The 12,542-nt window shown below is 61.0% G+C and carries 9 protein-coding genes; 5 read left to right on the forward strand and 4 right to left on the reverse strand.

What is annotated here, in order from left to right; all coding sequences use genetic code 11:
• Positions 1–68 precede the first annotated feature (68 nt).
• Entirely contained in the window at positions 69–1,859 is a 1,791-nt protein-coding gene (locus tag HV822_RS10875; RefSeq protein ID WP_238870007.1) for an acyl-CoA dehydrogenase C-terminal domain-containing protein, read from the forward strand.
• Positions 1,860–1,906: 47 nt separating this feature from the next.
• On the opposite strand, the gene HV822_RS10880 is transcribed toward HV822_RS10875, so the two are convergent.
• Positions 1,907–3,238 carry an IS4 family transposase gene (locus HV822_RS10880; protein ID WP_396264818.1) on the reverse strand — a complete coding sequence of 444 codons (1,332 nt, stop codon included), beginning with the start codon at positions 3,236–3,238 and terminating at the stop codon, positions 1,907–1,909.
• A 284-nt stretch (positions 3,239–3,522) separates the two neighbouring features.
• Here HV822_RS10880 and HV822_RS10885 point away from each other — a divergent pair, with 284 nt between their 5' ends.
• Positions 3,523–5,301 (forward strand): acyl-CoA dehydrogenase C-terminal domain-containing protein, encoded by a 1,779-nt coding sequence (locus tag HV822_RS10885; RefSeq protein ID WP_238870008.1) that lies wholly within the window; start codon positions 3,523–3,525, stop codon positions 5,299–5,301.
• Positions 5,302–5,601: 300 nt separating this feature from the next.
• Here HV822_RS10885 and HV822_RS10890 read toward each other — a convergent pair whose 3' ends face one another.
• Both HV822_RS10890 and HV822_RS10895 read right to left on the reverse strand, forming a co-directional pair.
• Positions 5,602–6,375 carry a 2-keto-4-pentenoate hydratase gene (locus HV822_RS10890; RefSeq protein ID WP_238870009.1) on the reverse strand — a complete coding sequence of 258 codons (774 nt, stop codon included), beginning with the start codon at positions 6,373–6,375 and terminating at the stop codon, positions 5,602–5,604.
• Positions 6,372–7,280 carry a TauD/TfdA dioxygenase family protein gene (locus HV822_RS10895; RefSeq protein ID WP_238870010.1) on the reverse strand — a complete coding sequence of 303 codons (909 nt, stop codon included), beginning with the start codon at positions 7,278–7,280 and terminating at the stop codon, positions 6,372–6,374. Before HV822_RS10895 ends, HV822_RS10890 begins: the two co-directional genes overlap by 4 nt.
• Before the next feature lie 128 nt (positions 7,281–7,408).
• Here HV822_RS10895 and HV822_RS10900 point away from each other — a divergent pair, with 128 nt between their 5' ends.
• Both HV822_RS10900 and HV822_RS10905 read left to right on the forward strand, forming a co-directional pair.
• Complete coding sequence (locus HV822_RS10900; protein ID WP_238870011.1) at positions 7,409–8,479, forward strand: AraC family transcriptional regulator; 1,071 nt, start codon at positions 7,409–7,411, stop codon at positions 8,477–8,479.
• A 108-nt stretch (positions 8,480–8,587) separates the two neighbouring features.
• On the forward strand, positions 8,588–8,926 hold the full coding sequence (locus HV822_RS10905; RefSeq protein WP_238870012.1) for a YegP family protein: 339 nt from the start codon (positions 8,588–8,590) through the stop codon (positions 8,924–8,926).
• 50 nt (positions 8,927–8,976) lie between these two features.
• Here HV822_RS10905 and HV822_RS10910 read toward each other — a convergent pair whose 3' ends face one another.
• Positions 8,977–11,196 carry a TonB-dependent siderophore receptor gene (locus HV822_RS10910; RefSeq protein WP_238870013.1) on the reverse strand — a complete coding sequence of 740 codons (2,220 nt, stop codon included), beginning with the start codon at positions 11,194–11,196 and terminating at the stop codon, positions 8,977–8,979.
• A gap of 209 nt (positions 11,197–11,405) precedes the next feature.
• On the opposite strand from HV822_RS10910, the gene HV822_RS10915 reads away from it, so the two are divergent.
• Positions 11,406–12,371 carry a helix-turn-helix transcriptional regulator gene (locus HV822_RS10915; RefSeq protein WP_238870014.1) on the forward strand — a complete coding sequence of 322 codons (966 nt, stop codon included), beginning with the start codon at positions 11,406–11,408 and terminating at the stop codon, positions 12,369–12,371.
• Positions 12,372–12,542 lie beyond the last annotated feature (171 nt).

Consider the following 12,542-nt stretch of genomic DNA (forward strand, 5'->3'; position numbering starts at 1 on the left):
CTTAGTGTTCAAACACCTGTATGAAACCATGCTGCCAGCAGTGACTGGCTGCCCTTTGGAGAGTCAACATGCCTGAATATAACGCCCCCTTGCGCGATATGCGCTTCGTCATGGACGAGCTGCTGGACATGACCGGCAGCTACGCTGCCTACGGTCTGGAAGATGCCACCCCGGATCTGGTCGGCGCCATCCTGGAAGAGGGCGCCAAGTTCACCAATCAGGTTCTGTCTCCGCTGAACCGCACTGGTGACGAAGAAGGCTGCCACATCGAAGATGGTGTGGTCACCACGCCGAAGGGCTTCAAGGAAGCCTATCAGGCCTACTGTGAAAACGGCTGGGGCTCTATGGCTGCGCCGGTCGAGTACGGCGGACAGGGGCTGCCGTCGTCGCTGGCACTGATCATTGGCGAAATGGTGTCTTCCGCCAACCAGTCGTTCAGCATGTACCCGGGTTTGTCGCACGGTTGCGCCGCAGCAATTCGTGCGCACGGCACTGCGGAGCAGCAAGAGCTGTATCTGGGCAAGCTGACCCCCGGCACCTGGACCGGCACCATGTGTCTGACCGAGCCGCACTGTGGTACCGACCTGGGCCTGGTCAAGACCCGCGCCGTGCCGCAGGCTGACGGCAGCTACAAGGTGACTGGCACCAAGATCTTCATTTCGTGCGGTGAGCACGACATGGCTGAGAACATCGTCCACCTGGTGCTGGCCAAGCTGCCCGATGCGCCGGCGGGCACCAAGGGGATTTCCCTGTTCATCGTGCCCAAGTTCCTGCCGGACGCCAATGGTGAAGTCGGCGAGCGTAACGGTGTGGTCTGCGGTTCCCTCGAGCACAAGATGGGTATCAAGGCGTCTGCCACCTGCGTGATGAACTTCGACGATGCCACCGGCTTCCTGATCGGCGATATCAACAAGGGTCTGAACTGCATGTTCACCATGATGAACCATGCACGCCTGGGCACCGGCATGCAGGGTCTGTGTCACGGTGAAGCGTCCTACCAGACCGCCCTGGCTTACGCCAAAGATCGCCTGCAGATGCGTTCGCTCAAAGGCCCGGCTGCGCCGGAGAAAGCGGCTGACCCGATCATCGTGCACCCCGACGTGCGTCGCATGCTGCTGACCATGAAAGCCTTCAACGAAGGCAACCGTGCGCTGGCATACCACACTGCCAAGCTGCTGGATCAGGCGCACTACGCCGCTGAAGAAGAAGCTCGCGCCGAAGCTGAAGCGGAGCTGGCCTTCCTCACGCCGATCTGTAAGGCCTTCATGACTGACACTGGCCTGGAAGCCACCCTGCTGGGTCAGCAGGTTTTTGGTGGTCACGGCTACATCCGTGAGTGGGGTCAGGAGCAGCAGGTTCGCGACTGCCGTATCGCCCCGATCTACGAAGGCACCAACGGTATCCAGGCGCTCGACCTGCTGGGCCGCAAGGTGCTGGGTAGCCAGGGCAAGCTGCTGAAGTCCTTCACCAAACAGGTTCATCTGCTGTGCAAAGAGGTTGAGGGCGATGCCAAGTTTGGTGACTTCGCCAAGAAGCTGGCCCAGCTGAACGTCCAGTGGGGCGAGCTGACCACGTCTGTTGGCATGAAAGCCATGCAGAATCCGGAAGAAGTCGGCGCCGCTGCGGTCGACTATCTGGCCTTCTCTGGCTACGTCGTTCACGCCTACCTGTGGCTGAAGATGGCGCTGGTTGCCCAGGCCAAGCTGGATGAGGGCAGCACTGAGGTTGACTTCTACAAAGGCAAGCTGGCGACCCAGGCGTTCTTCTACCAGCGTCTGCTGCCGCGTGCCCAGGCCCACGCCGAAGCGTTGGCCGCCGGCGCGTCCAGCCTGATGGATATCGCTGTAGAGCAGTTCTGATCAGTCCGCTGATGTGAACGAAAACCCCGGCTTGCCGGTAATGCTGTTCACTTAAGCGGAGCAGCCTTGCGATTTACCGGGTAGCGGGTTTTGGAAATCTTCACCGTCCTTGGTCTTGCTGGCCTTGGGCGGTGATCCAAAAATAACCCTCCGACCCCGCCGCGCAGCTCCGATAGCCTTCTACCTGTTGCCGATACCGGATTCGCTGCAGCCATGACGATGAGCTGGACGGCGATGTACTGACAGGCCGGTTTGAAGCGTATGTCCGAGGGTGCTCGACCAAAGGCCACAGCCGCTTGACTAGCCTCTCGCCGAATGATGTTGTATGCCAGCAACAGCCCCCAGACCTCCTGGTAAACCAGCTCAACCTTCTTGCTTCGCAGTGTTACCGCGTTCTGCTGCATCGAGCTTTTGATGTCGCGAAAGCCGAGTTCAATCTCCCAGCGCTCCAAGTACAGCTCAGCGACGGCCTTTGCGCTGTAGCCCTCGACTGGCAACGAGGTGAGCAGTGACCTGATGTTCCCATGGCTTTTATAGCTGACCTCTCGTACCTCCCAATGCGTAGGTAGACTAGGGTTCCGCTTGCGGGCCTGAGGTGAGACTTTCATCCGAACACGGCGATCGTATTCGCTATAACGCTCGACTTCCTCCATCACGACGTTCTTGCGGGCTGGCGTCAGCCAATGCCGATTGTTGCCTCCATCCACCACGCTTAGCAGCAGATCAGCGCCCCAGAAGCCTTTATCGAACAATGTGACTGAGTTGTCCGGAATCTGACTCAGGAAGGTCTCGGCCAAGCGCATTTCGCTGCCGCGATACGGGCTGAGTTGGGCATCCAGGATCACGTGTGAGCGTACGTTCATCAAGGCAACGAGCCGTAGCATCGGAAAAGGCGTTTGGCGTTCAGTACCTGTGTTGCCAGAGCCAAAGTGCTCCCTCAACTCGGGCGAGTCGGGGGTTCGCAGCAGTGCGCCATCCACCGCGAATACCTGCAACCCTTTCCAGTCATCGCCTTCGTATCGCTCGCATCCCCATTGCTTGGCGGTCTGGCGGAACAGGTGCTCAACCGGATCTGCCCCCAAGCGCTTACGTGCTTCAGTTACGCCGCTTCGAGCCAGCAACTGATCAGAGGCCAAACCTTGGGCGCAAATGTTCAGTCGCCTAGCAACCTCATGCACTGGCTCGTCGCGAAACAGGGCCATACCCAGCACCAGCCAAAGTACTTGGTCACTGGGTAGGCGCCGACGCCTGATGGTGGCTTGCGCCGATAAATTGAGCGCGCTCGCAACCCATTCAACAGGGATGTTCTGAGTGAAGGTGCTGAGGTCAGAGAAGTTGAAGAGCTCGCCGAGGTCGAGCAATTGCTGCTGAATGGGCATAAAAAAATCCGATACCAGAGGACTGATATCGGATTTTCTAGAAACCCCGCCATGGACTCAAATGCTTAAGTGAACAGCATTACGGCTTGCCGGGGTTTTTTATTGTCTGCAGTTGGCTGGCAGGGCGAGAGCGTTCAGCTGACCCTATTGCAAGCAATGCTGCGAATGGTGACCAATCAATAATAAAAAGTCATAAAGAGACGCTATAGGTTTTTTTGTTTCCGATATACAATCTTCCGTCTGCGCCGGCTCAGACCGGCTCACCGAATAATGAGGAGATCACTATGGCCGACTACAACGCTCCCCTGCGCGATATGCGCTTTGTGCTCAACGAAGTCTTCGAAGTATCCAAGCTCTGGGCTCAACTGCCCGGTCTGGCTGAGGTTGTGGATGAAGAAACCGCAGCGGCCATTCTGGAAGAAGCCGGCAAGGTCACCGGAGGTGTCGTAGCGCCACTGAATCGCAGCGGCGATGAAGAAGGCTGTTCCTGGGACAACGGTGCAGTTAAAACGCCTGCCGGTTTCCCTGAAGCCTATCGCACCTACGCCGAAGGCGGTTGGGTGGGTGTGGGCGGCGACCCGGCCTTTGGCGGCATGGGTATGCCCAAGGTTATCGGCGCGCAGGTTGAAGAAATGGTCAACTCCGCCAACCTGTCCTTCGGTCTGTATCCGATGCTGACGTCTGGCGCGTGTCTGTCGATCCTCAACCACGCCAGCGAAGAGCTGAAGGAAAAGTACCTGCCCAATATGTACGCCGGTACCTGGGCGGGCTCCATGTGCCTGACCGAGCCGCATGCCGGTACCGACCTGGGCATTATCCGCACCAAGGCCGAGCCGCAGGCTGATGGCAGCTACAAGATTACCGGTACCAAGATTTTCATCACCGGCGGTGAGCATGACCTGACCGAAAACATTATCCACCTGGTGCTGGCCAAGCTGCCTGATGCGCCGGCTGGCCCCAAGGGTATCTCCCTGTTCCTGGTGCCCAAGGTGATGGTCGGTGACGACGGTTCGCTGGGCGAGAAGAATGCCCTGTCGTGCGGTTCTATCGAACACAAGATGGGCATCAAGGCGTCTGCCACCTGTGTCATGAACTTCGACGGTGCGACCGGCTGGATTGTCGACGAGCCGAACAAGGGTCTGAACGCCATGTTCACCATGATGAACTATGAGCGTCTGGGCGTGGGTATCCAGGGTCTGTCGCTGGGCGAACGCTCCTACCAGAGTGCCATTGAATACGCCCGTGACCGTATCCAGAGCCGTGCACCGACTGGCCCGGTCAACAAAGACAAGGCTGCTGACCCGATCATCGTGCACCCCGATGTGCGTCGCATGCTGCTGACCATGAAAGCGCTGAACGAAGGTGGTCGTGCATTTTCCAGCTACGTTGCCATGCAGTTGGATACCGCCAAGTACAGCGAAGACAAGGAAGTGCGCAGCCGTGCGCAGGAACTGGTCGCGCTGCTGACGCCGGTTGCCAAGGCGTTCCTGACCGACATGGGTCTGGAAACCACCGTTCACGGTCAGCAGATCTTCGGTGGCCACGGCTTTATCCGTGAGTGGGGCCAGGAGCAGCTGATCCGTGACTGCCGCATCACCCAGATCTACGAGGGCACCAACGGCATCCAGTCGCTGGACCTGATGGGCCGCAAGATCGTGGGTAGTGGTGGCGCGTTCTACAAGCACTTCAGCGACGAAGTCAAAGCCTTCATCGCCAGTGCCGACGCGTCTCTGGCCGAGTTTACCGGCCCGCTGGAAGCGGCCATCGACAACCTGGACGAGCTAACTGCCTGGGTCATCGAGCAGGCCAAGAGCAACCCGAATGAGATCGGCGCTGCTTCGGTTGAGTACCTGCAGGTCTTCGGCTACACCGCCTACGCCTACATCTGGGCTTTGATGGCGCGCACGGCGCTGGCCAAGCAGGCGGAAGACGAGTTCTATGTGAGCAAGCTGGGTACCGCGCGTTTCTACTTCGCGCGTCTGCTGCCGCGTATCCACTCGCTGACGGCGTCGGTCAAGGCGGGTAGTGAGTCCCTGTTCCTGCTGGATGCAGAGCAGTTCTGATTCGCAAAAGTACTGACCCGCTGCACCGGGTGTGCGGAGGGTCAGGGTGTCGCTCAATGTCACTCGGTCAGCATGTAAGTAAATGCTTACATGCTGTGATGACAATGACTTATGGGCACATCCTGCGTTGCTGCGTAGTATTGAATTCGCTAGGAGCAACGCAGGAAGCGGACAGAACAACAGGGTTAAGGGACCGTGCCTTGGAGGCACCCGCATTACGGATGATCAGGACCTTTTCTGCAAAACCTCGCTTCGGCGAGGTTTTTTGTTGCCCGTGATTTGCCCGTCTCGCTGATATGCTCAGGCGTCGAAGCGGCAGCTCAGGCGTCCGAGCGCGCCCATCTCCACCTCAGCCACTGCGCCCGCCGTCACTGGCTGCATGCCCGCCAGCGCCCCGGTCATGATGACATCACCAGCACGTAGCGTCTGTCCGGCAGAGACCATCTGATTGATCAGCCAAAGCGCCGCATCCAGCGGGTTACCCATGCTGCTGCCGGTGTTGCCGTTGCCGACCTGCTGACCATCGATCATCAGGGCGACCGGCAAATCATCCAGCGCCACGCTGTCTGCCGCTACGCACTCGCCCAGCACGTGGGCGCCGAAGGACAGGTTGTCCGCGACGGCGTCAGCCAATGACTTCGGCCAGCCTTCATAGGCGGAGTCACAGATCTCCAGCGCGGGCATCACGCCTTCGAGCGCCGCGATCAGCTCAGCACGATCGGCCAGAGGGTCTTCGATGTCTCGAGCCAGCCGCATCGCCACTTCTATCTCCAGCCGCGGCGCGATGAAATCAGCGTGTTTCAGCGTGGCGCCGGCCTGGTATTCGTTGGCTGCCAGTAGCACTCCGCGCAGTGGTTCCGTGACGCCGAGGGCTTGACGGGCGCGGGCATCGGTCAGGCCCAGCTTGTAGCCCGCAGGGCGCTGGCCGCCAAGCTGGCGTGTGATCAGCGCGTGTTGTACGGCGTAGGCGGACGCCAGGTCGGTCAGTGCGTACTCGCTGGCGAGCGGGCCGCGTGGCGTGCCGCTCGCCCGGGCATCCAGCAGCGCTTGTGCGGCCTGTTCGATAGTGCTCATGCAGTCTCTCCTCGACTCGGCGGTTCGCCGACAACAGTGGTACGGAACATCTCGCGGCGCTTGCCAAAGTAGTCGGAAACGGGTTGATGCCAGACGCAGCGGTTGTCCCATATCGCCAGTGTGCCCGGCGTCCAGCGCATGCGGCAAGTAAAGGCTGGCGCAGCCGCTACGCTGAACAGGTAGTCGAGCAGTGGGCGAGACTCTTCCGGCTTCATACCGGCGATGCCGAGGGTGTAGGCCGGGTTGGCGAACAGTACCTCACGACCGGTTTCCGGGTGGCGCGTGATCAGCGGATGGGTACGCACATCCTCATCGACGGCCTTGCCGTAGTGGATGTTCATATTCTCGATGCCGTCGTTGTGACGGGCGTTGGGGCCGTAGCCAAACTCCGGGCTGTGGATGCCGTCGAGCTGTTGCAGTAGGGCCCGCAGGGTCGGAGACAGCCACTCGCAGGCCAGATACATGTTGTTGAACAGTGTGTCGCCGCCGCTTTCAGGCACATCGTGGCCGTACAGCAGGGTAAAGGCGGGCGGGCGCTCCTGAAAGGACCAGTCGCTGTGCCAAGCGCCACCAAACACGAACGGGTTGCCTTCGCCTGCTTCCTTGAGCACATGCACTACATGCGGGTGATCGGCCATGGGCTGAACATAGGGCTCCTTGCCGAATGCGCCAAAGCGCAGGGTGACGGCTTCCAACTGCTCGACGCTGAGGTTCTGGTCGCGGATGAACAGCACGCCGTGATCCATCAGCGCCAGGCGCAGCGCCGCCTGGCCGGCGTCACTGAGGTTGTTGAGGTCGATGCCATAGATATCGGCACCGAGCGAGCCGGCCACCGGCACACTGCGGAAATACTCGCTGGCGCGAGGCTGGTTGTTCTTTGCTGTGGTGTAGAAGAACTCGGGCATGGCTATCACCTGCGATCGTCTGTTTTGTTGTTGGTATCTGTGCTCTGCCAGGCAAGATTGCCTCTGCACAGCGATGCTATCCATGATAGTTTCTGCCATGACATGACAATAACTGCCACGGGGGTTGCATGAACTGGCGTGAGGTGCGCGATGCCACCAATGTGCGCTATCTGCTTAGCACGGCCCGCAGCCTGGGGTGCTCGGTGGAAGCCTGTCTGCAGGGCAGTGGGCTGGATGAGGCGATGCTCGGTGCTGGGGGGCGGGTGCGGATACAGCGTTGGCAGGAGCTGGTTGTCATTCGTAACCTGGTGGCGCTGCACCCTCAGCCGGGGTTGGGCATTCTGGTTGGTGGGCGTTACCAACTGACCAGTTTGGGGCTGCTGGGCTACACCATGCTGGCCTGTCGCAATCTGCATGAGGCGTTGCTGGTCAGCACCCAGTTTCGGGAGCTGACGCTGTCCATTTGCCCGGTGCAGGTGTTGCCGTTTGACGGTGGTGTACGCATGAGCCTGGATCGCAGCGTGCTGCCGCTGGATGCTCAGGATATGGTGGCCGAACGTGGGCTGGCGGTCTGGAAGCGGATTTTTGCGGAGCTGTTGCAGCGTCCGTTTGTACCGCTGCGGGTGGAGCTGTCGTTGTCGCGGCCAGCGCCCGCCGAGTACTACGAAGCTTACTTCGAGTGTCCGGTGGTCATGGGGGCCCCCAGCAACGCAGTGCTGGTTGCCGACGCCGACTTGATCAGTGAGCTGCCTCTGGCCAATGCGCTTACCCGAAACGCCTGTGCGGCGCTGTGCCGGCAGCTGTGCGATGGCCTGGAGGATGTGGTGTCGCCGTTGGCGCGCCAGGTGCTGCAGGTGCTGATCAGCCACTCAGGTGAGTTGCTGCGGGCTGCGGAGGTGGCAGCTTCCCTGGGCATCTCCGAACGCTCCCTGCATCGACGTCTGGCCGCCGAAGGGCAACCCTTTCGACAGCTCGACGAGCGGGTGCGCGAGCGCCTGGCCGAGCGCCTGCTAGGCGACAGCGATCTGGGGCTGGACGCCATCGCCGCCCAATTGGGCTACAGCGAAGCGGCCAGCTTCTCCCGCGCCTTCAAGCGCTGGACGGGCCTGGCACCGTCGCGCTGGCGCGCGGCCCAGCGCGAGGCAGCGCCGAGTCTGGACGCGCTGTCGCTGGCCGCCGGCCCGTCTCTGACCCGCTAGCTGGATCGCAGTCGAGACAGTGGTTTATCTGCGTCTATACTGATTTGGTCGCCTGCACCAATGCAGGTGTCTCAGGTAGTCCACCGACGTTGGATAAGGAGTGTTTCTATGGCGGGTTGGTTTGAATTGAGCAATAGCAAGGACGGGCAGTTTCGCTTTGTCCTGAAGGCGGGCAACGCCGAAACCATTTTGACCAGTGAACTGTACAAGGCGCGAGCCAGTGCCGAGAACGGCATCGCCTCGGTGCAGAAAAATTGCGCGGAGGATGGGCGCTATGAGCGCAAGGAAGCCAAGGACGGGCGGCACTATTTCAATCTCAAGGCTGCTAACCATCAGGTGATCGGCAGCAGTCAGATGTATGCTTCCGCAGCCAGTTGCGAGAAGGGCATTGAGTCGGTGAAGAAGAATGGCAGCAGCACCGAGGTGAAGGACAAGACCGACGCCTGAGCCGGCTACCGCTCCCCTCTGCGCGAACGCGCTGAAGGGAGCGGTGCGCTCTAGAACGAGGTGCTGAGGCTGGTGTAGAAGGCTCTGCCCGGCTCGTTATAGGTGTAGGCGCCGGCCACGTTGCTGTTGCCCTCGCGGTACAGACGCTTGTCGAACAGGTTGCTGATGCCGGCGGTGACGCTCAGGTTGTCGCTGAAGGCGTAGCGTCCGCTGACACCCACCAGTGCATAGGGCGAGATCTCGCGGCGGGCATCGCCGGTCAGCACATTGCCCTGATAGTCGAGCTTGCCTGGGCTCTGCTTGCCGTACCAGGTGACGGTGGCCTGGGTTGATAGCGGCTGGCTGACCTGCCAGTCCAGCGTCGAGTTGATGGTGTACTCGGGGATGATCGACAGCGGCTCGCCGGTTTCGCGGTTCTCCGAACGCAGCATCCAGGTGAAGTTGGTGTTCCAGCTGACCTGCTGGCTTACCGGCACGTTCAGGGTGCCTTCCAGACCTTCGACGATGGCCTCGGGCACATTACTCCACTGGAACACATCCGCGTCGGCGTGGCTCGGGTTGCTGCCGCCGGTTGCGTTGCCGATTACTGTACGGCCGGATTCGATCTTGTCCTTGTAGTCGTTGCGGAACCAGGTCACGCCGGCCAGCCAGTCGCCGCGGCGGAATTCAATGCCGATTTCCTTGTTGATGCTGGTCTCGGCGTCCAGGTCCTCGTTACCCATCAGATAGCATGAGCCACCGCCGCCCCAGCAGCCGTTGCCGCGGCTGTAGAGCAGGTAGTTGGGGTTGCTCTGGTACAGGTTTGGCGCTTTGTAGGCGCGGGCAATGCCGGCCTTCAGGGTGAACTCGTCGTTGAGCGCCTGGGACAGGTTGAGCGAGGGGCTCCAGTTGCTGCCGGTCAGGCTGTGATGATCAAAGCGCAGGCCCGGTGTAAGGGTGGTGCCGGGCCGCAGCTCGATGTTGCTTTCGACAAACAGCGAGGCAATCTGGGCGTCGGTCTTGGTGTCGCGGTCGGTGCCGGAGAGGCCGGGCACCTCGCCACCTTCGGTGGTGGTTTGGGTGTTGGAGAAGGGGTCGTCCATGCGCTGGTCAACCCATTCGGCACCCAGCGTCAGCATCTGGTCGAGCCAACCGTTGAGCGGCAGGTTGACTTCGCTGTGGGCGGTCAGGGTGTCCAGCTCGATGGTGCCAAAATCGGTGCTGATGATGCTGCCTTCCGGTCCGCCGGCCAGGCCTTCTTGCAGACGACGGTTGCGGGTGTTTTCGTACTGCAGATAGTTCAGCGTGCTGCCAAAGTCCCAGTCGCCGTGGTGGGTCACGGCGTAGGTCTGGCGATAGATGATGTTGGTTTCGCGGCCAAGCCAGGGGGAGCGCCGAGCTTCCAGTGCGGCTGAGTCGACGTTGTTCATGCTGTCGCCAGCGTAAATGTTGCCCTGGCGGCTGTAGCCGGCTTCCAGATCCAGCGTTTGGCGGTCGGTCAGCGCCCAGCTGAGCAGGCCGTTGATGTCCTTGTTACGCACGCCCTCGCGTCCCGCGGTGGCCTGATTGGGCACGGTGTGCCCGTCGTTGATGTCTGGATCATCCATCTCCGATTTGGCGACGTTACCGTACACGCGGTAGGACAGGTTGTCTGTCAGCGGGCCGCTCAAGCCAAAGTTGGCGCGTTCGCTACCGCCTTCTTGGTCATCCTGAGCGAAGCTTTTGTACAGCGTCAGGTTGCCGTGGTGCTCGGCCTGCGGGCCCTTGGTGATGATGTTGACCACACCGCCGGCGGCGCCGTTGCCGTAGCGCGCGGCGGCCGGGCCGCGCAGTACTTCGATACGTTCGATCTGCTCGGCGGGCACCCAGTTGCTGTCCCCACGGGTGTCGCGGTCACCGCGCCAGCCGTAGCGCACTGAGTTGCGCGAGGTGACGGGCTTGCCGTCGACCAGAATCAGGGTGTTTTCCGGGCCCATGCCGCGGATGTCGATCTGCCGATTGTTGCCGCGAGCACCGGAGCCGCTGTTGCCGGTCAGGTTGACGCCGGGTTGTTTGCGCAACAGCTCGGCAATGTCATTGGCGGGCGGTTGGCGGGCAATGTCCTCTGCGTCGATGATCGAGACGCCCGGCGCCTGCTTCAGTTCTTCCTGGGCGGTGGCAATCACGTCCAGGGTGTCCAGTTCAAGGGCGTCGTCAGTCTGTGCATGCGCGACGGGCAGTCCTAGCGCCAGTACCACGGCGGCGGCGAGTTGGCTGTGACGAAAGCTGGAAAGGTGGCGTACCTGGGTCATCGGCAGATTCCTCTGAGCGAGCGTAGGGAAAGACAGGGTCTGGACTGTGCTGGGCGTGAATGGCGTCGAATGCGCATTATTAATGCGAACTATTTGCGTTTGCTGTGCACGGCGAGTAGTCTGCCACAGCGCCATGCAGGGGTGTTTTGCGTTGGCGTCAGCTTTCTTTGTCCGGCAGTCATCTTTGGCGCGACGCCAGGGGGTAGCAGGTGAGTCATGGTCAGGATATGGTCGGTGCCAGTGATCTGGTACGGCGTATTGGCGCGCAGGTGCAGTTGTCTGCGCCACAGTCAGGCAACCAGCTGTTTCGCGGGCGCCTGAGCTGGCAGCGTCTGCGCTCGGGATTGTCACTGCATTGTTCCGATTGTGTCGAGCTGGAGGACTTTTCAACCAGCGTCGAGGTGGATCCCAAGCTCATTCTGGTGCTGTTCCTGCAGGGTCGCAGCGATGTCAGTTATGACGACCGCGCGCCGCGCTTTGACCACCACGCTCGCCGCCCGGAGGGCATGGCGGTCACCCTGACCGAGCCGGCCACCTTCAGTCGCCGTGCGCGCCGTGGTCAGCATATCCGCAAGTTGGCAATCAGCATGACCCCTGACTGGTTTGAGGGCGGCGGGTTTGATGCCCAGCGCAGCCTGCAGGGACTGGTGGGCGGTGCCAACAGTCATCTGCGGGTGCAGCGCTGGCAGCCGTCGCCGCGGGCATTGGCGTTGGCCGAGGCGGCCATGCATCAGCAGACGGATAGTCCGCTGTTGGCGCACCTGCAGCAGGAGAGCCGCGCGCTGGAGCTGGCACACGAAGTGATTGCCGGGCTGACCGGCGAAGGTGTTGCCGTGCCGGATAGTCTGCGCCCGCACGAGCAGCGTCTGATTGCCCGGGTGCAGGACCTGCTGATCAGCGACACCGCGGACGGTTGGTCGCTGGGGCAGATCGCCCAAGAGGTTGGCACCAGCGCCAGCACCCTGCAGCGGCAGTTCAAGGCTGCTCAGGGTATGTCGCTGTTTGCCTGGCAGCGCCAGCGCAAGTTGCAGCAGGCGTTTGATGCGCTGGCAGCGGGCACCTTGTCTATCGAAGAGGCTGCCGTCCTGGCGGGATACGGCAGCGCGGCCAACTTTGCGACGGCGTTTCGGCGCGCGTTTGGCAGCACGCCACAGCAGGTCAGGCGCTTTCTTTGATCTTCCTGCCCTTTATTGGTGCAAAAGATATCCTTCTGTTTGTTTTTGGTGCGTGCCGACGCTGCCAGCGGGTGCTTTGTGCGGCTGCAGGCCCCTGAAACAGTCACTGAGGTACTTGGTGTGAACTTTGCTAATTTGTTCATACTGGTGCCCCGCCTGTCCTTGTACATG

Origin of the sequence: Halopseudomonas maritima (assembly GCF_021545785.1) — a bacterium.
GTDB classification, from domain to species: domain Bacteria; phylum Pseudomonadota; class Gammaproteobacteria; order Pseudomonadales; family Pseudomonadaceae; genus Halopseudomonas; species Halopseudomonas maritima.

What these genes read in the sequence shown, in the direction of transcription:
- HV822_RS10875 (WP_238870007.1), top strand. Translation starts at nt 69, where the DNA reads ATGCCTGAATATAACGCCCCCTTGCGCGATATGCGCTTCGTCATGGAC.
- HV822_RS10880 (WP_396264818.1), bottom strand. Translation starts at nt 3,238, where the DNA reads ATGCCCATTCAGCAGCAATTGCTCGACCTCGGCGAGCTCTTCAACTTC.
- HV822_RS10885 (WP_238870008.1), top strand. Translation starts at nt 3,523, where the DNA reads ATGGCCGACTACAACGCTCCCCTGCGCGATATGCGCTTTGTGCTCAAC.
- HV822_RS10890 (WP_238870009.1), bottom strand. Translation starts at nt 6,375, where the DNA reads ATGAGCACTATCGAACAGGCCGCACAAGCGCTGCTGGATGCCCGGGCG.
- HV822_RS10895 (WP_238870010.1), bottom strand. Translation starts at nt 7,280, where the DNA reads ATGCCCGAGTTCTTCTACACCACAGCAAAGAACAACCAGCCTCGCGCC.
- HV822_RS10900 (WP_238870011.1), top strand. Translation starts at nt 7,409, where the DNA reads ATGAACTGGCGTGAGGTGCGCGATGCCACCAATGTGCGCTATCTGCTT.
- HV822_RS10905 (WP_238870012.1), top strand. Translation starts at nt 8,588, where the DNA reads ATGGCGGGTTGGTTTGAATTGAGCAATAGCAAGGACGGGCAGTTTCGC.
- HV822_RS10910 (WP_238870013.1), bottom strand. Translation starts at nt 11,196, where the DNA reads ATGACCCAGGTACGCCACCTTTCCAGCTTTCGTCACAGCCAACTCGCC.